Annotated in this window: 17 protein-coding genes; 9 read left to right on the forward strand and 8 right to left on the reverse strand. The window is 66.5% G+C overall.

The features are described from left to right. Positions 1-58: 58 nt before the first annotated feature. From HUK65_RS02140 to HUK65_RS02165, 6 genes are all read right to left on the reverse strand, one after another. Positions 59-2269 (reverse strand): hybrid sensor histidine kinase/response regulator, encoded by a 2211-nt coding sequence (locus HUK65_RS02140; protein WP_179904481.1) that lies wholly within the window; start codon positions 2267-2269, stop codon positions 59-61. Beyond that, complete coding sequence (locus HUK65_RS02145; protein ID WP_179904482.1) at positions 2266-3393, reverse strand: FIST N-terminal domain-containing protein; 1128 nt, start codon at positions 3391-3393, stop codon at positions 2266-2268. Before HUK65_RS02145 ends, HUK65_RS02140 begins: the two co-directional genes overlap by 4 nt. A gap of 78 nt (positions 3394-3471) precedes the next feature. Further along, a complete protein-coding gene (locus HUK65_RS02150; RefSeq protein ID WP_179904483.1) occupies positions 3472-4182 on the reverse strand; it encodes an AzlC family ABC transporter permease in 711 nt (236 codons plus the stop codon). A 79-nt stretch (positions 4183-4261) separates the two neighbouring features. After that, complete coding sequence (locus HUK65_RS02155) at positions 4262-5152, reverse strand: hypothetical protein (protein WP_179904484.1); 891 nt, start codon at positions 5150-5152, stop codon at positions 4262-4264. 19 nt (positions 5153-5171) lie between these two features. Next, on the reverse strand, positions 5172-5642 hold the full coding sequence (gene greA / locus HUK65_RS02160) for a transcription elongation factor GreA (RefSeq protein WP_179904485.1): 471 nt from the start codon (positions 5640-5642) through the stop codon (positions 5172-5174). Between the two features lie 134 nt (positions 5643-5776). Beyond that, positions 5777-6682, reverse strand: coding sequence for a cation diffusion facilitator family transporter (locus HUK65_RS02165; RefSeq protein ID WP_179904486.1), 906 nt, complete (start codon positions 6680-6682; stop codon positions 5777-5779). 283 nt (positions 6683-6965) lie between these two features. Between HUK65_RS02165 and HUK65_RS02170 the strand changes: the two genes are divergently transcribed. The 8 genes from HUK65_RS02170 (at position 6966) to HUK65_RS02205 (ending at position 18493) form a co-directional block, all read left to right on the forward strand. After that, the gene (locus HUK65_RS02170) at positions 6966-8612 is read left to right on the forward strand and encodes an electron transfer flavoprotein-ubiquinone oxidoreductase (RefSeq protein ID WP_179904487.1); all 1647 of its coding nucleotides are present in this window, start codon (positions 6966-6968) and stop codon (positions 8610-8612) included. A 105-nt stretch (positions 8613-8717) separates the two neighbouring features. Further along, entirely contained in the window at positions 8718-10430 is a 1713-nt protein-coding gene (locus HUK65_RS02175) for a tetratricopeptide repeat protein (protein WP_235441716.1), read from the forward strand. A 3-nt stretch (positions 10431-10433) separates the two neighbouring features. Continuing rightward, positions 10434-11312, forward strand: coding sequence for a 4-(cytidine 5'-diphospho)-2-C-methyl-D-erythritol kinase (locus HUK65_RS02180; RefSeq protein WP_179904488.1), 879 nt, complete (start codon positions 10434-10436; stop codon positions 11310-11312). Between the two features lie 117 nt (positions 11313-11429). Further along, entirely contained in the window at positions 11430-12308 is an 879-nt protein-coding gene (locus HUK65_RS02185) for an RNA polymerase factor sigma-32 (RefSeq protein ID WP_179904489.1), read from the forward strand. A gap of 110 nt (positions 12309-12418) precedes the next feature. Beyond that, entirely contained in the window at positions 12419-13213 is a 795-nt protein-coding gene (locus tag HUK65_RS02190) for a ChaN family lipoprotein (protein WP_407692406.1), read from the forward strand. Between the two features lie 83 nt (positions 13214-13296). Further along, positions 13297-16650, forward strand: a complete 3354-nt coding sequence (locus tag HUK65_RS02195) for an error-prone DNA polymerase (RefSeq protein WP_179904491.1) — start codon at positions 13297-13299, stop codon at positions 16648-16650. A 150-nt stretch (positions 16651-16800) separates the two neighbouring features. After that, a complete protein-coding gene (locus HUK65_RS02200; protein ID WP_179904492.1) occupies positions 16801-17397 on the forward strand; it encodes a L,D-transpeptidase in 597 nt (198 codons plus the stop codon). Positions 17398-17512: 115 nt separating this feature from the next. Further along, positions 17513-18493 (forward strand): Hint domain-containing protein, encoded by a 981-nt coding sequence (locus tag HUK65_RS02205; RefSeq protein ID WP_179904493.1) that lies wholly within the window; start codon positions 17513-17515, stop codon positions 18491-18493. A gap of 18 nt (positions 18494-18511) precedes the next feature. On the opposite strand, the gene galU is transcribed toward HUK65_RS02205, so the two are convergent. Continuing rightward, positions 18512-19405 (reverse strand): UTP--glucose-1-phosphate uridylyltransferase GalU, encoded by an 894-nt coding sequence (galU, locus tag HUK65_RS02210; protein ID WP_179904494.1) that lies wholly within the window; start codon positions 19403-19405, stop codon positions 18512-18514. A 222-nt stretch (positions 19406-19627) separates the two neighbouring features. Continuing rightward, a complete protein-coding gene (cysQ, locus tag HUK65_RS02215) occupies positions 19628-20425 on the reverse strand; it encodes a 3'(2'),5'-bisphosphate nucleotidase CysQ (RefSeq protein ID WP_179904495.1) in 798 nt (265 codons plus the stop codon). A 96-nt stretch (positions 20426-20521) separates the two neighbouring features. Here cysQ and HUK65_RS02220 point away from each other — a divergent pair, with 96 nt between their 5' ends. After that, positions 20522-21343, forward strand: a complete 822-nt coding sequence (locus HUK65_RS02220; protein WP_179904496.1) for an ABC transporter permease — start codon at positions 20522-20524, stop codon at positions 21341-21343. The last annotated feature ends 292 nt before the right edge of the window (positions 21344-21635 follow it).

A 21635-nucleotide genomic window follows, 5' to 3' on the forward strand; every position in this document is an offset into this window, starting at 1 on the left:
GCGAGGGCCCCGCTGCGGGGTCAAGCCGAAGGGCTGCAAATGCGACCATTGGACAAGGTCAGCCCCGCGCCGCGACCGAGGCGATGAACCGCTCCAGCAGCACGGTATCAATGGGTTTATAGAGGATCGCCACCCCCGCACGGGCGCAGGCATCGCGCAATGTCTGGCTGCGGTCGGCGGTGATGATGCGTGCGGGCAGCGGCCCGTGCAGATGGCGCATCCGTTCGATCAGCTCCAGCCCGCTGCGGCTGGCGGACAGGCGGTTGTCCACCAGCAGGAAGTCGGGGGCAATGTCGATCTCCGACACCAGCGCCAGCGCATCGGCATGGCCGCGCGCTTCCAGCACCGAATGGCCCCATCCCTCCAGCAACAGGGTCAGGGCGCTGCGGATATCCTCGTCATCCTCGACCAGCAGGCCGATCAGGTCGCGCTTGGGGGCGGGGGCGGGCGCGGCGGGTTCGGGCGGGGCAGGGGTGGCGGGTCCGGGCGGATCGGCCAGCGGCAGGTCCAGTGTGAAGCGGGTGCCGCGCCCGGGCATGGAATGCAGCGCCAGCGGATGGCCCAGCAGGGTCGCCGCGCGGTCCACGATCGCCAGCCCCAGCCCCAGCCCCTCGGAGGCCGAGGCCCGTGCATTCAGGCGGTGAAATTCGCGGAACACGGCCTTCTGTTCGGACCGGGGAATGCCGGGGCCGGTGTCCACGACCTCCAGCCGCAGGGTGGTTGCGCCCCGGCGGCGCAGCCCAACCAGAACCCCGCCGCGGTCGGTATAGCGCAGCGCATTGCCGATCAGGTTCTGCAGAATGCGCCGCAGATAGGCCGCATCGGACACCACCAGCGCATCGCCTCCGCGCAGGCGAAAGCGCAGGCCCTTTTCGCGCGCCACATGGGAGAATTCATCGGCCAGACGCTGTAGCAGGGGCGCCAGTTGCACCGGACCGGGCCGCAGCGCGGCCTTGCCGGCCTCCAGCCGCGAAATGTCCAGCAGGGCTTCAAGGATGATCTCCACGCTTTCCAGGGCCGCTGCGGCCTTGTCCAGGGTTTCGGCCCGGCGAGGTTGGCCCATCTCATCGCGGGCCGCGGCAACGAACAGCTTGGCCGCAGAAAGCGGCTGCAACAGGTCATGGCTGGCCGCCGCCACAAAGCGCGAGCGCGCGGCATTGGCGCGTTCGGCATCGGCCAGCGCGGCCTGCAGCTCTTCAGTGCGTTCGGTCACGCGGGCTTCCAGGGTTTCATTGATCCGGCTGAGCGCGGCAATGGCACCCCGTTCGGATGTGACATCGGTGAACGAGATCACGAAACCCCGGTCCGGCATGTCCTGGGCAAAGACATCCAGAATGATGGCGCCACGGCGCAATTCGAACCGCAAGGGCGCGCGCCGCCCCGTCACCCGCGCCCAGTCGCGCAGGGTGGCCATGGTCATCCCCTGACCCAGCCGCACATCGCGCGCCAGCCGCGCCACCAGATCGTCGAACACCATGCCCAGCCGCAGCCGCCCCCGGGCCAGACCCAGCAGCTCGGCCACGCGTTCGTTCCAGCCCATCAGCCGCGCGGAAGTGTCAAAGATCGCCACGCCCTGGCTGATATGGTCCAGCGTGGCACGCACCATCTGCGCCTGATTGTCCAGCAGCTTGCCGCGTTCGGCCCGTTCGGCGCGGATGATGTCGGACACATCGGTTTGCAGGATCACCGTGCCGCCATCGCGGGTGCGGTGTTCGGAGACCTGCACCCAGTGGTCCGGCCTCATGCCCACGGTGAACATCAGGTGCCGGTCGCGGTGGCGCTGCATGCGGCGTTCGGCCCAGGCCTCGGCGTCGGTGCCTTCGGGCAGGCGCAGGTGGCGTGACCCGGCGACCAGCGCCACATAGGCTGCAAACCGCAGCCCGGGGCGCAGCTTTTCGCGGATATCGGGCATGTGCATGCCGAAGCGCGAATTGCACATGACCAGCACATCATCGGGGCCGAACAGGGCGAAGCCCTCCTGCACGGTCTCGATGGCGTTGGCCAGATCCTTGCGGGCGGCCTCGGTTTCGCGGTTGGCCTGTGCCAGGCGGGCGTTGGACTGGTTGAGCAGATCGAGCGCCTGCTCCAGATCCTGGGTGCGCTGGCGGACCTGATCCTCCAGCATGGCGGCGCGTTCGAACTGGGCATAGGCGGCGCCGGCCTCATCGGTCACCTGTTCCACGCGGCGCATCAGCACGTCCACAATGGTCAGCAGCTTTTCGCGCTGGCGGTCGGGCGGGTCGGCGGGGTTGATCAGCGGATGGGTCATGGCGTTGGACCTGGCGGGTAGATCGCCACCCCGGTCAGGGTCTGGTTGACATGCATGGCGCTGAACTGTTCGCCATAGGTGGAAAAGCCCACCACCCGGTGCGCCGCCAGAACCTGCGACAGGGCAAAGGCCTTCTGCTTTTCTTCGGCCTCCATCCGGCGCAGCACGCAATCGCAGGCGATGATGGCGGCGGGCGGGGTGGGCGACGAAAGCGTGCCCAGTTCGCGGCGCAGATGGTCCTCCATGTCCATGGGTTCAGCCAATGTCAGGACCATGCCTTCGGCAATGGCAGAGTAGAAGACCAGATCGCCGTTATCGGCCACCTGGCGGATGGCGCGCACATGATGGTGCCCGCCCACCCGCACCACCACCGGATGCGCGGCAAAGGTGAAAGGCGTCAGTTGTGCGGGGTCACGGCCCAGAAGGCGCGCATATTCCAGCGCTGCCGGTTCGGCATTGATCCGGCGCACGATCCGGCGCGCGGGGTCGGCATCGGTCACCACCATGCGGGTGGCGGTGGGGCGCAGATGGTCCAGCTTGAACACCCGGACGGGGCAGCGTGTGCGCACCAGCGCCACCACCGCCGCATTGCGCAGCCGGCGCGTGCCCTGCAGCACCAGGGTTTCCAGAAACCGTGTCCCATCGGCGGCGGACCCGCCAAACAGCGGCACCGGCCCCAACCCTGTTGCCAGCACCGATGCCAGAGCGTCTTCGCGGTAGGACAGGCCATCGACCAGCAGAAAGGCGAATTCATGCGACCAGTCCGGATGCTGCGCGCTCAGCGCCGCGCGCCTGCGGATCAGGGTGCTGATCAGCGGATCCGGGTCCAGCCCGGCCAGATCATCGATCAGCAGCGTATCGGCGCTGAAATCCCGTGCCGGCAGTCCGATAGCAACAATGGTGTCTTCGGTATAGCCGTTGGTGCCGATTTCCCCCGCCGTGGTGCAGCCGATCACCGGCGCGCCGCTGCCGAACCCTGCGGGCATCCGCTCCAGCGGGGCCGAGGGCGCGGCCAGCACGATCACCAGCGCCAGCGGCTCCGGTCCCAGTTCCCGGGCCAGCCGGTCCCAGGCATCGGGGTCGGCGGCGGGGGCCTGGGCGATATGCAGGACGGGCTGGGGCATGAGCGCAGGCCCTTGCTGGCAGTTGCTGGCGGGTCAGGGTGGCGCAGGGTGCCCGGAAATCCAGCCTCAGGCAAGCGCCTAGGGCTGGTGCCGCGCGGCGATCTGGCGCTGGCGCTTTTCCACCCAGGCCCCGGTCATCATGGCCAGCGCTGCCGCCACCAGCAGGCCAAGGTTGAACGGCACCCAGGCCAGCGCCAGCGCCACCACCACCGACACGCTGGCCGCCGTCACATGCGCCGCGGTGCGCAGCATCGGCGTGATCAGCGCCAGAAAGGTGATCGGCACGGCAAAGTCGATCGGCAGCCCCGGCGGCAAGGAGGCCCCCAGCACCCCGCCCGCCCAGGTGGCCAGATACCACGGAAAACACACCGGCGTGATGGTGCCGAAGTAAAAGGCCATCTTCTGCCCCGCGGTCATATCCGGCGTGTTCTCGAATTTCAGGATACTGGCGGCATAGGACTGGTCCACCAGGAAATAGGCCAGAAACCCGCGTTTCCACCAGGCCACATGCCCCAGATGCGGGGCAAGCGAGGCCGAATACATCGCCATGCGCAGATTGACCGCCAGCGAGGCCGCCAGAACGATCAGCACCGGCACATTGTCGATCATCATCTGCAGGGCCACGAATTGCGCAGCCCCGGCAATGACCAGGATGGAAAAGCCCATCACCTCGGCAATGTTCAGCCCGGCCTCGGCTCCGGCGACGCCAAAGACCATGCCGAAGGGCACGATCACCAGCAGAAAGGGCAGCCCTGCGCGGACCCCCTGCCAGTATGGCGTTTGTGGCATGCTGTGCCCCCCGGTTGCTTCACCTGTGCAGCAATAGGGCAACGGGGCGGGGCGTGCAATCGCGGGGCGGCGCCTTTGATCAGCGCCCGAAGGCGCCGGTGGCCTGGCCCAGCAGCACAAATGCTCGCGCGCTGCGGGTATCGGTCAGGCGGGCAAGATCGGTATCTTCCATCCGCGGGGCGGTGGCGCGCAGACAGTCGTCAAAGCCGCGCAGGAAGCGGTGGGCATCGTTGCGAAAGGCGGCATCGCTGCGCATGCGGGCAATGGTGCGGTCCAGGATGTCCACATCCTCCAGCCCGGCCAGCCCGGCAACCTCCGGGCCGCCAAGCCCGTCGGCAAAGGCGCGCCAGAGCGCGGGCGGGGCCGGGGCGGTGGGCAGGTCATCCATGAAGATGCCTTCCTCGGCCAGGGCGGTGACCACCTGTTGCGCGCTGCGGATCAACGGGCCGGCGGAATGATGGGCCAGGCAGCGTCTGAGCGCGGCAAACCCCTCGTGGTCTTCGGCGTCTTCGGGGAAATGCAGCGCGCGGATCAGATCGGCATGGGCGGGGGGATCGGCGGCCGCCATGGCCCCCAGCGCCAGGCTGGGCTGGGTTTCGGCGAGAAGTGTGGTGCCGGTCCGGGTGCTGGCGAAAACCCCCAGCGCGCTGTCGGCCAGCGCGGGTTCGGCCCGCATACGGGCGACAAGGGCGGCGGCCAGATCCTCGGGCGTTGGTGGGGGCGGCGGCTCTGGCCGGTCGCGCAGGGCGGCGATGTCCTGGCGCAGGGCCTGCTGACCCCGATGCAGCGCCACCGCCAGCCACAGCATCACCACCGGCAGCGCCGCGGCCAGTGCCGCCAGGGCCAGCGCCGAAGTGCCCGTGCCATCGCCCCGCCACAGCACCGCCACCAGCCCCACCCACAACGCCGAGGCGAAACCGGCCAGCCATCCGGCGCGTGAGGGCGCAGCAGGGGGGGGCGGTTTCGTCATCGCGCCGGGGTTCGCGGGGTCATTCGTACAGGATCCGCAGCACCTCGTAGCTGCGCTGGCCGCCGGGGGTGCGCACTTCGACACTGTCGCCTTCATCCTTGCCGATCAGCGCGCGGGCGAGGGGCGACTTGATGTTGAGCAGGCCGTTCTCGATATTCGCCTCGGCCTCGCCCACGATCTGGTAATGGTGTTCTTCCTCGGTATCCTCGTCGATCACGGTGACGCGGGCGCCGAACTTTATGGCGCCCGAAAGCCGCGCGGGATCGATCACATCGGCCCGCGAGAGGATCGATTCCAGCTCCTTGATCCGGCCTTCGATGAAGCTCTGTTTTTCGCGCGCCGAATGGTATTCGGCGTTTTCCGACAGGTCGCCATGTTCGCGCGCCTCGGCGATGGCGCGAATGATCGCGGGGCGCTCTTCGGATTTCAGCCGCTTGAGTTCCGCATCAAGCTTCTGATGGCCGTCACGGGTCAGAGGTATCTTGTCCATTGCGCATCACCATGATGTAAAAAAACCGCCCGCAGCATACGCCGGGGCCGTTCCAGATTCCTTCGATATCTGACCGCAGGGCAGGAGCGAATGCAAGCGTTATCGTCGGTGATCGGTGCCGCGCCCCTGTGCGGTCATGCGGGGTCGATGCTGACCAGCGCATCCACCGGTCCCAGGGCCGCGTCCAGATCGCGTTCGATCGCGGCAACCAGCGCCTGCTGGGCGCGCAGGTCCGGCACGGCGGCGCGCAGCCGGGTTTCCACGACATGGCAGTGGGGCGGGCGGCGCAGGCGCAGGACCGGCACCGCCTCTACCTCCGGGCGGGCCTGTAGAAGCGCCAGCACCCGGATGGACACATCCGGGTCCACGCGGTCGATCAGCATGTCCACTGCCCGTGTCCCCACGCGCAAGGCGGTGAAGGTCAGGAACCCGGCGACCACCAGTGTCGCCAGCGTATCGGCGACCGGATAGCCGAAATGCACCGCAATCAACCCCAGCATCACCGCGGCCGAGGCCATGGAATCGGTCAGGAAATGCGCCGCATTGGCCTCCAGCGCCATGGAGCGGGTGGCGCGCGCGGCCCGGCGGATCACCACATGGCGCCAGAAATCGGCCACCACCGCCACGAAGACCGCCCCGATATACCAGGGTTCCACTGTGACCTCGCTTACCCCGAAGAGCAGCTTGCCCAGTGCCAGATACCAGATGCACAGCGCGATGATGGACAGCAGTGCCGCCTCGATCAGTGCGGCCAGGGCTTCAAGCTTGTCACGCCCACAGGTCCAGGCGGGGTCAGGCCCGCGCCCGGAAACGGCCACCACCACCAGCGTGACCATGGTCACCAGGATATCCACAAGCCCCTGCAGCGCATCGGCAATCAAGGCGAGCGAGCCTGAGATGACGCCGACGATCAGCTTGCCTAGGGTCAGCACCACCGTGGTGATCAGCGAGATGATCGCCACCGTGACCTTGCGCAGGGTCAGGGCGCGCAGATCCGGGATCCTGTCCTGATGCGGGGTCTGGGCGCTCAGATCGGTCATGGGGCGGTCTTTCGGGAAGATATGGGCAGGTCCGGCAAGGAGGTTGCGCATTCAGCACCGAGCCCCGGCACCAGATCAGGCGCCGGGGGCAGGGCTGACTCAAAGACACAAACACGCAACATGGTCCGGGGTTAGCCGTCGAATCCGGCGAAAAGATGAATGTGGCGTGGCTGCGACGCGGCGTCCGGTGCTTTGACGCCCTGTTGTGATTGACCGTGGCCGCTCCGCTGCGCTATCGCATCAACGTAACAAAATTTCCCGCCCAGCCATCGAAGGAGCCGCCATGTCCGGGATCGAGCGCGAAGCCATGGAGTATGATGTCGTGATCGTCGGGGCGGGGCCTGCGGGCCTGTCGGCGGCGATCCGGCTGAAGCAGCTGGATGCGGATCTGAACGTGGTCCTGCTGGAAAAAGGGTCCGAGGTGGGCGCGCATATCCTGTCCGGTGCCGTGCTGGACCCGGTTGGCCTGGATGCGCTGATCCCTGACTGGAAGGAGCGCGGCGCGCCGCTGAACGTGCCGGTCACCCGCGATGAATTCCGCGTCCTGGGCCCCGCCGGGCAGATGCGCGTGCCCAACTGGCCCATGCCGCCGCTGATGAACAACCACGGCAATTACATCGTGTCCATGGCCAATGTCTGCCGCTGGATGGCCGAACAGGCCGAGGCGCTGGGCGTGGAGATCTTCCCCGGCATGGCGTGCTCAGAAGTGGTCTATGGCGAGGACGGGCGCGTCAAGGGCGTGGTCGCCGGAGAATTCGGCAAGAACCCCGATGGCAGCCCCGGCCCGAACTATGAACCGGGCATGGAGCTGCACGGCAAATACGTGTTCCTGTCTGAAGGCGTGCGCGGGTCGCTGTCCAAGGACGTGATGGCGAAGTTTGACCTGTCCAAGGGGCATGAGCCGCAGAAGTTCGGCCTGGGCATGAAGGAAATCTGGGAGATCGACCCCGAAAAGCACCGCGAGGGGACCGTCACCCACACCATGGGCTGGCCACTGGGCAAGAATGCAGGCGGCGGCAGCTTCATCTATCACTTTGAAAACAATCAGGTGCTGATCGGCTTCGTGGTGCATCTGAACTATGAAAACCCGCATCTTTACCCGTATATGGAGTTCCAGCGCTTCAAGCATCACCCCATGGTGGCCGAGTTGCTGGAGGGCGGCAAGCGCGTGGCCTATGGCGCGCGGGCGATCTCGGAAGGGGGCTATCAGTCCATCCCCAAGGTGGTCTTCCCCGGCGGCGCGCTCCTGGGCTGTTCCGCCGGGCTGGTCAACGTGCCCCGGATCAAGGGCAACCACAACGCCATGCTTTCGGGTAAGGCCGCGGCCGAGGCCGCGCATGAGGCCATCGCAGCCGGGCGCGCAGGCGATGAGCTGACCGCCTATGAGCAGGAGCTGCGCAGCGGCCCGGTGGGCAAGGACCTGAAAAAGGTGCGCAACGTCAAGCCCATGTGGTCCAAATGGGGGCTGGTGCCCTCGCTGGCGCTGGGGGGCCTGGACATGTGGACCAACACGCTGGGCTTTTCGGTCTTCGGCACCATGGGGCACGGCAAGACCGATGCCGCCGCCACCGGCGAGGCCGCGAAGTTCCAGCCCATCGACTACCCCAAACCCGATGGCAAGCTCAGCTTCGACCGGCTGACCAATGTGGCGTTTTCCTTCACCAACCATGAGGAAAGCCAGCCCGCGCATCTGACGCTCAAGGACGCTTCGGTGCCCATTGCGGTGAACCTGCCCAAATTTGCCGAACCGGCGCAACGCTATTGCCCGGCCGGGGTCTATGAGGTGGTGGAAAAGGACGGCAAGTCTGAATTCGTCATCAACTTCCAGAACTGCGTGCATTGCAAGACCTGCGACATCAAGGACCCCAGCCAGAACATCCATTGGGTCACGCCGCAGGGCGGGGACGGGCCGAACTATCCCAACATGTAAAACTGCGGTGATCTGCGCCGCCTGGGGGTGAAACTTCGGGCCGGGCGATTGTCACTGCCCGGGCGCGGCACTAGGGTTGCAGGCGAAGCAGCGAAGGAGCCTCCCTTGCCGGGACATCGCCACGTCATCGCCCTTGCGGCCGCGCTCATGCTGGGTGCGGCCCCTGCCACCGCCGATCAGCACGACATGCCAGACCATGGTGACGGGCTGGCCGGGGCCTTCCTGGCCGGGCGCGTGGCGCTGGTCGAAAACGACTTTGCCGCCCAGGCGACCTATTTCCAGCGCGCCCTGCAGGCAGACCCCGCCAACCTGTTCTTCATGGATGCAGCCATGCACGCGCAGGTCCTGCTGGGGCAGGTGGAGAAGGCCCTGCCGCTGGCGCAGACGCTTCTGGCCAGCGGTGGTCAAAGTCAGGTGGCCGCGCTGGTGGTGCAGGCCGCGCGCTTTGCCGAAGGGGACTACGCCGCGGTGCTGGACGCCGTGGAAACCGGCCCCGATACCGGCCCGCTGACCGATGCCCTGGCCCCGGCCTGGGCGCAGATCGGCCTGGGCCGCATGTCCGAGGCCCTGGCCGCCTTTGACGATGCCATCGCCGGCGATCTGGTCACGCCCTTCGCGCTCTACAACAAGGCGCTGGCGCTGGCCATGGTGGGGGATTTCGAAGGCGCGCATGAAATCCTCATGGGCGATGACGCGGGGCCGATCAGCATGGGGCGACGCGGGGTCGTGGCGCAGCTTCTGGTTCTGGGTCAGCTTGAACGCTTCGATGAGGCGCTGGAGCTTTCGTTCGAACAGTTCGGGGCCGATGTTGAATCCGACATAGAGGAACTGCGCACCGCCTTTGCCGAGGGTCGCCAGCCCGCGTTCACGCTGATCGGCAATGCGCGCGAAGGCCTGGCCGAGGTCTATCACGTCATCGGCAGCGCGCTGGCCGCTGATGAGGATGGCACCCTGCCGCTGGTCTATGCGCGGCTGGCCGAGTTTCTGGTCCCCGATCATTCCGAAGCCATGATGCTTTCGGCCCGTCTGCTGGAAGGCATGGGCCAGCATGACCTGGCCGACAGCACCTACGCCCGTGTCCCCGAGGGTGATCCCTTCTTCCTGAACGCGGAAATGGGCCGCGCGCAGGCCCTGTTCGAGGCAGGCGACCCCGAAGCCGCGATCGACCGGCTGCGCGCGCTGGCGGCACAGATGCCGGATGACCTTGTGGTGCTGACCACCCTGGGCGATTTCCTGCGCCGCGAGGAACAGTTCACCGAAGCCATCGACGTCTATGAACGCGCCATCGCCCTGATCGATGACCCCGAACGCCGCCACTGGGTGCTCTACTACACCTATGCCATTTCGCTGGAGCGCGATGGCCGCTTCGCCGAGGCCGAGCCCTGGTTCCGGCGCACGTTGGAATTTGTCCCCGATAACCCCAGCGTGCTGAATTACCTGGGTTATTCACTGGTCGAAGAACGGCGCAATCTGGACGAGGCGCTGGATATGATCGAACGCGCGGTCGAAGGCGACCCCGAATCCGGCTATATTACCGACAGTCTGGGCTGGGCGCTTTATCGTCTGGGCCGGTATGACGAGGCCGTGCCGGTCATGGAGCGCGCGGTAGAGCTGATGCCCACGGACCCGATCCTGAATGATCACCTGGGCGATGTCTACTGGATGGTCGGCCGTGAACGCGAGGCCCGGTTCCAATGGCGCCGCGCGCTTTCCTTTGCTCCGCATCCGGATCTGGAGGTCGAGCGCATCCGCCGCAAGCTGGACGTGGGACTGGATGTGGTGCTGGAAGAGGAAGCCTCCGAGACCGGCGGAAACTGACCCATGCCCCGCCATTTGCGGACCCTGGCTCCCGCCAAGATCAACCTGACCCTGCATGTGACCGGCCAGCGCGCTGACGGGTATCATCTGCTGGACAGTCTGGTGGTGCTGCTTGATTTCGGCGACAGGGTTGATGCCGCCGAGGCCGGCGATCTGTCGCTGTCGGTGCTGGGCCCCTATGCGGCGGATGTGCCGCGCGGGCCGGACAATCTGGTCTTGCGGGCGGCGCGGCTGATGGGGGCAGGTGGCGTGGCGCTGACCCTGCACAAGCATCTGCCGGCGGCCTCGGGGATCGGGGGCGGGTCCTCGGATGCGGCGGCCACCCTGCGCGCGGTTGCGGCGCTGACCGGGGCGGTCTTGCCGGATGCCGGGGCCTTGGCGCGGCTGGGCGCCGATGTGCCCGTCTGCCTGCATGGCCAGCCCTGCCGCATGCAGGGGGTGGGCGAGGTTCTGACCGCCATTCCCGCCTTGCCGGACCTGGGGGTGGTGCTGGTCAATCCTGGGGTCGGCCTGTCCACGCCAGCGGTCTTTGCCGCGCTGGCGCGGCGCGACAACCCGCCCATGGACCCGCTGCCGACCGGTTCGGCCCCCTGGCCGGATGCGCAGGCGCTTGCCGACTGGTTGCGCGGCCAGCGCAATGACCTGTCCCGGCCTGCCATCATTCATGCACCTGTCATCGCCGAAGCCCTGGCCGCACTGGAACAGATGCCCGGCTGCCTTCTGGCGCGGATGTCCGGGTCCGGGGCCACCTGCTTTGGCCTGTTTCCCAGCCGTGCTGCTGCCGACCATGCCGCCGCGGCGCTGCGCCCCCGGGCGCCGGGCTGGTGGATTGCCGCCGGGGGGCTTCTTCCCCCTGGAGCCGAGGCTCCGATCCCCCTCTGAGCGGCGTGTTTCCCGTGGCCAGGGTGCGACATTCCGCACCATGAGTCATCCATTCCGCCCGTCGTCGCGTATCCGAAGCAATACAGGGAAAGGGAAACAACGCTCCGGAGGCCCAGAATGCCACTTGACGGACAAGATGATCGCCGCTTTTCGCGCCAGGCCATGAAGGCCGAATTGCTGGATGCCGAAACCGAACGCGCGCTGGCCTATGCCTGGCGTGACCACCGCGATGAAGCCGCGCTGCACCGGCTGATCAACGCCTATATGCGGCTGGCCATTTCCATGGCGGCCAAGTTTCGCCGCTATGGCGCGCCCATGAATGACCTGATCCAGGAGGCGGGGCTGGGCCTGATGAAGGCCGCCGACAAGTTCGACCCCGACCGCGGGGTGCGGTTTTCCACCTATGCCGTGTGGTGGATCCGCGCCAGCATTCAGGATTACGTGATGCGCAACTGGTCGCTGGTGCGCACCGGGTCGACGTCAAGCCAGAAATCCTTGTTCTTCAACATGCGCAGGGTCCAGGCGCAGATCGAACGCGAGGCGGCCGCCCGGGGCGAGACCCTGAACCGCCAGACCCTGCGCGAGCTTGTTGCCGCCGAGGTGGGCGTGCCGATCCACGATGTGGAGATGATGGAGGGGCGCCTGGGCGGGATGGATTTTTCGCTCAATGCCACGCAATCCTCGGATGAGGAGGGGCGTGAGTGGATCGACACGCTGGAAGATGACAGCGATGCCGGGACCGAGTTGGTGGAAATCAAGCTGGATCAGGCGCAGTTGCGGGAATGGCTGCTGGTGGCGCTGAATGCGCTGACCGACCGGGAACGTTTCATCGTGCGCGAGCGCAAGCTGCGCGAGGAGCCACGCACGCTGGAATCCCTGGGCGATGAGCTGGGCCTGTCCAAGGAGCGGGTGCGCCAGCTTGAAGCCGCAGCCTTTGCCAAGATGCGGCGCAACCTTGAAACCCAGTCGCGGGAAGTGCAACACTTCCTGGCATGAGTTCCTGCTTCACAAGCGATAGAGAAAGCGCCCCCGAGCCGCACCCACCCACCCACCCCGTGCGCCTCGGGGGCGCTGTCCGTTCGTTCCGAACGGATGGGGCGGGGTTGTTGGCGGGTGTTCTGCTCTGTGTGCTTTCGCTTGGGGCTGAGGCGTCGGAAATAACGCCGGATGATCTGGAGCGCCTGCCCCCGGCCGATGTGTATCTGCTGGGTGAAATCCATGACAACCCGGCGCATCACACCCATCAAGCCCGCGCCGTTGCGGCCCTGGAGCCCGCGGCGCTGGTGTTCGAGATGCTGACACGCGGACAGGCCGCGCGGGTCACCGCCGCAAACCGTCAGGACCCCGAGGTTCTGGCCGAGGTTCTGGAATGGGAAGCCTCTGGCTGGCCTGATTTCGCCATGTATTTCCCCATTTTCGACGCCGCCCCCCAGGCGCGGATCCGTGGTGCGGCCCTGCCGCGCAATGAGGCCCGTGCCATGATGGCGCAAACTGCCGAAGAAGCGTTCGGCCCCGAGGCGGCCAGTTTCGGTCTGGACCAGCCCCTGTCCGAGGATGAGCAGGCCAGCCGCGAAGCGCTTCAGGCTGCCGCCCATTGCGACATGCTGCCTGATGAGTTGTTGCCCGCGATGGTCGAGATCCAGCGGCTGCGCGATGCGATGTTGGCCCGCACTGCGATGCTGGCCCATGCCGAGACTGGCGGGCCGGTTGTCGTGATCACCGGCACCGGGCATGTGCGCCGGGATCAGGGGGTGCCGCTGAAGCTTGCGCGTGCGGCGCCCGGGATCACGGTTCTGGCGCTGGGCCAGCTGGAAGCGGCGCCCGACTCCGCGCCGCCCTTTGATCTGTGGATCGTCACCGACCCGGTGGACCGCCCTGATCCCTGCGAGGCCTTTCGTTAGGGTCGGCATCGGTTGGGTGTGGCCACCCCCTCTGCGCCGGTCACCCCTTGGTCGGCGGTAAATGTTCATGATATGTTCGCGCCATGGCGACCGATTCCCCCAGTGCCCTTGCGCCCGCTGCCGACGGCTATGCCGAGCTTTGCGTCACCTCGAACTTCAGCTTCCTGCGCGGCGCCTCGCACCCTGAGGAATTGGTCGCGCGCGCCGCCGAGCTGGGGCTTTCGGCGATTGCCATCACCGATTGCAACAGCGTGGCGGGGGTGGTGCGCGCCCATGTGGCGTTGCGCGAACTGGCCCGCGCGGCGGCCGAGGGCGGGACGATTTCCATTCGCGGCCAGACCCGGATTGATCCCTCCAGCCGCCAGACCGAAGGCGGCGCCACGCTGACCCCCGCAGGCCGCCTGCCGCGGCTGATCCCTGGCGCGCGGCTTGTGTTGCGCGATTGCGCCGCGCATTGGTTGGCATTGCCTGTGGACCGGGCCGCCTGGGCGCGGCTCTCGCGGCTGCTGAGCCTGGGCAAGATGCGCGCACCGAAGGGCCAGTGCGACATTGCGCTGGCGGATCTGCTGGACCATGGCGCGGGGCTGGTCCTGATTGCACTGCCGCCCGAAGATATCGCCGAAGATACTGCCGAAGACACCAGCCGGGCCGCCCGTGCGCTGGCCGCACGCTTTCCCGGCACTGTCTTTCTGGGGGCCGCCCCGCGCTATGACGGGCGTGACCGTGCGCGCCTTGCGGCCCGGGCCGCGCTGGCGCAACGCCTGGGCCTGCCCATGGTCGCCTGCGGTGATGTGCTGATGCACCACGCCCGCCGCCGCCGCCTGGCCGATGTGCTGACCTGCCTGCGCGAAGGCTGCACCATCGATACCATCGGCGCCCGCGCCCTGCCCAATGCCGAACGCCGGTTGCGCAGCCCGGCCGAGATGGCGCGCATCTTTGCCGACCATCCCGCCGCCCTGCGCCGCACGCTCGAAATCGCCGCCCGCTGCGCTTTCACCCTGGATGACCTGAGCTACGAATACCCCGATGAAATCACCGATGGCGAGGCCCCGCAGGCGCGGCTGGAGCGGCTGACCCATGCCGGGCTGTGGCGCCGCTTCCCGCGCGGCATCCCGCCCGAGATCGCCGAGAAGACCGCCAAGGAGTTGCGCATCATCGCCGCCCTGGGCTTCGCCGCCTATTTCCTGACCGTCCATGACATCGTGGCCTTTGCGCGCGGGCGCGGGATCCTGTGCCAGGGGCGCGGCTCGGCCGCCAATTCGGTGATCTGCTACGCGCTGGGCATCACCGAGGTGGCGCCGGACACCATTTCCATGGTGTTCGAGCGTTTCATGTCCGAAGCGCGCGGCGAGCCCCCGGATATCGACGTGGATTTCGAACATGAACGGCGCGAGGAGGTAATCCAGCATATCTATGACCGCTATGGCCGCCACCGTGCCGGGCTGACCGCCACCGTCATCCATTTCCGCACCCGCGCCGCGATACGTGAGGTCGGCAAGGTCATGGGCTTGTCCTCGGATGTGCTGGGGGCCATGGCGGGGCTGCAATGGGGCTGGTCGGCCACGCCGCCGGGGCCGGAGCAATTGCAGGAGATCGGGCTGGACCCCTCTGACCGCCGCCTGACCCAGACCATGGCCCTGATCGCCGAGATCATCGGCTTTCCCCGGCATCTGTCGCAGCATGTGGGTGGCTTTGTCATCACGCGGGGGCGGCTGGATGAGCTCTGCCCCATCGGCAATGCGGCGATGGAGGGGCGCAGCACCATCGAATGGGACAAGGATGACATCGCCGCGCTGGGCATCCTGAAGGTGGATGTGCTGGCGCTGGGGATGCTGACCTGCCTGCGCAAGGGGTTTGCGCTGATCGCGCAGCATGAAGGGGCGGCATTCACGCTGGAGAACCTGCCGCGCGAATGTCCGCAGGTCTATGACATGCTGTGTGTGGCCGATGCCATCGGTGTGTTTCAGGTGGAATCGCGCGCGCAGATGAATTTCCTGCCCCGGATGCGCCCGCGCTCTTTCTATGATCTGGTGATCGAGGTGGCGATCATCCGCCCCGGTCCCATCCAGGGCGGCATGGTGCATCCCTATATCCGGCGGCGGCAGGGGAAGGAGGCGGTGCATCTGCCCTCGCCCGAATTGCGCGGGGTGCTGGAGCGCACGCTGGGCGTGCCGCTGTTTCAGGAACAGGCCATGCAGATCGCCGTGGTGGCCGCTGGCTTCACGCCTGAGGAAGCCGACCGCCTGCGCCGGTCATTGGCAACCTTCAAACGCATGGGCACCATCGGCAGCTTCCGCGACCGGTTCATCGGCGGGATGCTGGCGCGCGGCTATGACGCCGATTTCGCCGCCGCCTGTTTCGCCCAGATCGAAGGCTTTGGCGAATACGGCTTTCCGGAATCCCACGCCGCCAGCTTTGCGCTGCTGGTCTATGCCTCGGCCTATCTGAAACGCCACCACCCGGCGGCTTTCGCCTGCGCGCTGCTGAACAGCCAGCCCATGGGCTTCTACGCCCCCGCCCAGATCGTGCGCGATGCGCGCGAACACGGGGTGGAGGTGCGGCCGGTCTGCGTGAACGCATCCCAGTGGGACTGCACGCTGGAGCCCCGCGCCGACGGGCGGCTGGCGCTGCGGCTGGGGTTTCGCCAGATCAAGGGGCTGCGGGCCGAGGATGCCGACTGGATCGTCGCCGCCCGCGCCAATGGCTACCCGGATGTGGAAAGCCTGTGGCGGCGGGCCGGGGTGCCGGTGGCCGCACTTGAACGGCTGGCCGAGGGCGACGGCTTTGCCGCCCTCGGCCTGACCCGACGCGCCGCCCTCTGGGCGGTGCGCGCGCTCAGGGCATCCAAACCCCTGCCGCTGTTCGCGGGCATGGATGGCGAGGGGATCATGGAGCCGGGCGTGACGCTCCCGGACATGACGCTGGGCGAGGCGGTGGTCGAAGATTACCTGGCGCTGCGCCTGTCCCTGCGCGCGCATCCCCTGGAACTGCTGCGCCCGGACATCGCCGGGCTGACCACTGCGGCGGAGCTGGCGCAGGCGCGCGGGCGGGTCAGCACCTGCGGGCTGGTCATCACCCGGCAGCGGCCCGGCACGGCCTCGGGGGTGATCTTCATCACGCTGGAGGATGAAACCGGCGTGGCCAATGTGGTGGTCTGGCCCAAGGTTTACGCGCACTTCCGCCGCGCGGTGATCGGTGGGCGGCTGTTGCGCATCACGGGAAGGCTGCAGCGTGAAGGCATGGTCATCCACCTTATCGCCGAGGATGTAACGGATCTGTCGGCCCGGCTGTCGACCCTGGGCCAGGGCGGCGAGATCGACCCCACGCAGGGCCGCGGGGATGAGGCCCGCCGCCCCGTTCCCACCCGCCAGCCCCGCAGCGCCCGCCACCCGCGCGATCAGGCCCGGGTGTTGTTTCCCAGCCGGGATTTTCATTGACACGGCGCTGCGCGTGCCACGCCTGAAGCGCCGGGATTGGCGCATTTCCGCAACAGCGCTGCCGGGCGCACGGGCTCGTGACTTGCGATTCGGGAACTCTTTTCGCAATAAAGCATTCAAGAAACGGCAAATAAGAAAGAGGATTGGTCCATGTCTGACAAGCGATTTTCCCGGAGGGCTTTGTTGGGAACGGGTGCTGCGGTTCTGGGCGCGTTGGCTGCTCCCGGGATTGCACGGGCTGTATCCGTCCCGGAATATGAACCCGAAACCACCGTGCGCCGCGCGCAGCGCAATGTAATGGGCTTTCGCAACCAGCGCTGGCAAGATCACTTCGACAACCTGAACAAGGGTGCGATCCTGTGCGATACGGATTCGCGCGCGCTCTATTATTGGTCCGAGGATCAGAGCGTGCAGCTGGTCTATCCCTCGTCCGTGCCCATGTCCGAGGAATTCACCCGCCGCGGCTATACCCATGTCACGCTGAAGCGGTTCGAGCCCACCTGGATCCCCACGCCGGGCATGCGTGAGCGCGACCCCTCGCTGCCGGAAATCGTTCACGCCGGCCCGGACAACCCGCTGGGCACCCGCGCCATGAACCTCAGCTGGCAGTATTACCGCATCCACGGGATTGACAACCCCGCCAAGATCGGGCGGCGCGCGTCGAACGGCTGCATCGGCCTGATGAACCCGCATGTGGAGTATCTGTACGAACTGGTCGAGATCGGCACCCAGGTGCGCATCATCTGACCGGCGGATCAAAGCCGCCCGCGAACCCGCAGCCCGGCCGCATCCGCGCGCCGGGCTTGCCTTTTTCCGGGCCGCCCCTGTAACCATGGGGCGCAACACAGTCACAAGGGCACTCATGTCCGACATCCCCCCCTTCCGGGCCGAGGTCTTTGCCGCGGCAGACATCACCGTGGTCTCTGGCACCGCGCAGGGGGATGCGCTTGCCGAACCCGCCGAGGTGTTCGAGGGGGATATCTATCAGCTCTCCACCACTGCCCGGCCCCAGGGGCTGGACCTGGATGCCCGCGCAACCCCCATGGTGGTGGCGCCGGGATCGGCGCTGGGCCAGACGGGCGCGCCTGTCATCCCCGCCGGGCGGCTGGTCCTGATGGCACATGACGGTGACAGCGTGACGCTGGAGCTGATGCGCATGGAGCATGCGGTTTATGCGCTGCCGCTCAGCCCGATGCGGGCGGGGGTGGATTACACGCTGGTGCGCGCCGGGGCGGACTCGGGTGACATCCGCCTGTCGGACATGGCCTGCGCATCCCTGGTGCGCGGCACCCGCATTGCCCGCCCCGATGGCACGCAGACCCCGATCGAGGCGCTGCGCCCCGGCGATGCGGTGCTGACCCGGGACCATGGCGCGCAGCCGCTGGTCTGGATCGGACGGACCAGTCAGCGCGCGCAGGGCGCCTTTGCGCCGGTGGAATTTGCCGCCGGTGTGCTGGGCAATGCCGCGTCGTTGCGGATCAGCCCGCACCACCGGGTGTTCCTGTATCAGCGGGGCGATGCGCGCCTGGCCGGCCGGGCCGAGATTCTGGTGCCCGCCCGCGCGCTGGTCGATGGCGCCCGGGTGCGCCTGCGCGAAGGGGGCTTTGTAGAGTATTTCAGCCTGGTCTTCGACGCGCATGAGATCGTCTATGCCGAAGGCATCCCGGTCGAAAGCCTCTGGGCCAGCAGCGCCATGGTGCCGCGTCTGTCACCCACCCTGGCCGAGGATCTGCGCACACGCTTCCCCGGGCTGGGCCAGCGGCCCCATTTCGCCGCTGAACCCGTGGCGCCTGAGCCGGACTTGCAGGCCCGGTTCCTGCGCGGCGGGGTTGCAGAGGACTGAACGCCCCCCGGCCCCGGGTTATTCCGCCGCCTGACGCTGGGCCAGTGTCTTGAGCAGGTACTCCTCCAGATCCTCGCGCAGATCCTCGCGCGCCAGGCCAAAGGCCATGGTCGCCTGCAGGAACCCGGCCTTGGAGCCGCAATCGAAGCGTTGCCCGTCAAAGCGGTAGCCATAGACATTGTTCGACTGTTCGATCTGGGCGGCGATGGCATCGGTCAGCTGGATCTCGCCGCCCGCGCCGGGGGTCGCACTGTCCAGGTTGCGCATGACATCCGGCGACAGGATATAGCGCCCGATCACCGCCAGGTTCGACGGCTCGGTGCCGGGGGCGGGTTTTTCGACCATCCCCTTGACCGGCAGGACCGACCGGATGGCAGGATGCACGTCCAGCACGCCATAGGCGCTGACCTTGTCGCGCGGGACCTCCATGGCGGCGACCATGCTGCCGCCGGTATCGGCATAGGCTTCGACCATCTGTTTCAGGCAGGGCTTGTCGGCAGCGATCACGTCATCGGGCAGCAGCACGGCAAAGGGCTCATCCCCGATCAGATGGCGCGCGCACCAGACCGCATGGCCCAGCCCCAGCGCCTGATGCTGGCGGACATAGGCGATGGCGCCGCTGTCCATGTTGGTGGCCTCCAGCGTTTCCAGCAGCGCGGTCTTGCCCTTGGCGCGCAGGCTGGCCTCCAGTTCCGGGGCGTGATCGAAGTAATCCTCCAGCGCGCTTTTCCCGCGCGAGGTGACGAAGATGAATTCGGTGATCCCGGCGGCGCGGGCCTCGTCGATGGCGTATTGGATCAGCGGGCGGTCCACCAGCGTCATGATCTCCTTCGGCACCGATTTGGTGGCGGGAAGGAACCGCGTGCCCATGCCTGCCACGGGAAATACTGCCTTGGTGACCTTATGTGCCATGTCTTTCTCCAATTTCCTGACCTGTGTCTTGCAAGCGATGCAGGGGCAATCCTGTCGCGCTTGCGGCTTGGGGCCAGTTTTCGCCGGAGAATCCTGTCAAATTTTAGACGTTCGAGGGCCAGTTCATGAAGAAATGCGGGTTTTTCGGGCAGGGTGACTGCTATATTTGCAGTTTGTGGCCGATAGGAAACAGGGTGTTGTGTATCCGCCGCAGTGCCGGGGTCAGCCCGGGGGTGTCAGGTCCACACCCGGCGCCAAGGCCAGGAAAAAGGGGTTTTCATACCCCGATTTGCCATACAGCAGGGGTTGGTGATCATCGAAGCGCAGCACCTGTCCGCCGGCCCCGGCCAGCACGGCATGGCCTGCGGCGGTGTCCCATTCCATGGTCCGGCCAAGGCGGGGGTAGAGATCAGCCTCACCCGCGGCGACCAGGCAGAATTTCAGCGATGACCCGGCGCTGACCAGATCGGCCACCTGGTAGCGGGCGATATAGGCGTCGGTGGCCAGATCACGGTGAGATTTCGAGGCCACCACCCTGAGCGCGTCATTCGCCGGTTCCCGCACCCGCAACGGACGTAACGTGCCGGGGGTCGAAAAGGGGCCCTCCTCTTCGACGCTGCTGCCATCGGCGCGTGTGTAGAACATGCGCGCGCGGGCCGGGGCGTAGACCACGCCACGCACCGGCACGCCGTTTTCCACCAGCGCGATATTGACGGTGAAATCCGACCGTCGGCGGATGAATTCCTTGGTTCCGTCCAGCGGGTCGATGATGAAGAACCGATCCGCCGAGAGGCTGTGGCTGTCGGCGCGTTCCTCGGTCACCACCGGGATATGGGGAAATGCGCGCTCCAGCCCGGCGATGATGATCCGATCGGCGGCCAGGTCGGCCTCGGTCACGGGGCTGTCGTCGGATTTGGCGCGGATGTCGAAATCATCGCGCGCGTGGATCGCCATGATTGCCGCACCGGCATCGCGGGCCAGGTCGCGCAGCACTGATTCGATCTGCTCTGCCTCGGTCATGACCTGTTCCCTTCGCACGCGTTGAGTAACCTTTTCGCATGCCTTATGCTGTCAGCATAGCCGAACCGCAAGTCAGCGGCATTCCATGGGGCTGCCATGCAGAACACACACCGCGCGGAACCGGCGTTTCTGGTCGCGCTCAGCATATTCGAACTGATCTTTCACGCCGCGGTTCGCTCCATCCGCAAGAGCCATGGCAACGCCATCATCGGGCTGATGATCAACATTGCCCAGACCCTGGCGCTGGTGCTGGTCTTCTATGTGGTCTTTGCCTTCTTCGGCCTGCGGGGCGCCGGTCTGCGGGGCGATTTCCTGCTCTATCTGATGACCGGCGTGTTCCTGTTCATGTGCCATGTGAAAACGCTTTCGGCGGTGGTGGGGTCCGAGGGGCCGACCTCACCCATGATGAAACACGCGCCGATGAACACCATCATCGCCATCGGCGGCGCCGCGTTGGGCGAGCTTTACGTGCAGGTGCTGTCGCTGTTCGTGATCCTGTTCCTGTATCACGCCATCTGGACCCCGCTTGAGGTGCACCAGCCCGCCCCGGCCTTTGCCATGCTGCTGGTGGCCTGGTTTGCCGGGCTGGCGCTGGGCATGGTGCTGCTGGCGGTGAAACCCTGGGCGCCCAATGCGGTCAAGCTGACGACCCAGGTCTATACCCGGTTCAACATGATCGCCTCGGGCAAGATGTTCGTGGCCAATATCCTTCCGGCCAGCTTCCTGCCCTATTTCACCTGGAACCCGCTGTTTCATCTGATCGATCAGGCGCGGGGCTTTACCTTCAATGATTACAACCCGTTCAACACATCACTGATGTATCCGATCTGGTTCGCGCTGGTGGTCATTCTTGTTGGCCTGATGGGGGAATTCTATACCCGGCGGAACGTCTCGGTCAGCCGTACCGCGCGGCAATGACGCCCCAACCAAAAGTAACTGTAGCCTGAAGCGATGTTACGGTGCATGCTGCACCTGCGTGATGCGCTGTTGAAGGAGGTTGGAAAGCTCTGTACATTCTGAACTCGGAATTCCGAATTCGGGTAAAAATTTCGTGGACAGATTGGTAAACTTCTTTTACCACCGAATCGGGAGGAGCATGGGAAAGGGCGTAGTGCAGAGGAAACTGCCCCCTTGTTGAACCCAGCCCACCCTATGACGCGCGCATCAAGCCGCATCCGGGAACGCCCGGGACCGTTCAACAGCAGGGAGG

This window comes from Rhabdonatronobacter sediminivivens, from assembly GCF_013415485.1.
GTDB classification, from domain to species: Bacteria; Pseudomonadota; Alphaproteobacteria; order Rhodobacterales; family Rhodobacteraceae; genus Rhabdonatronobacter; species Rhabdonatronobacter sediminivivens.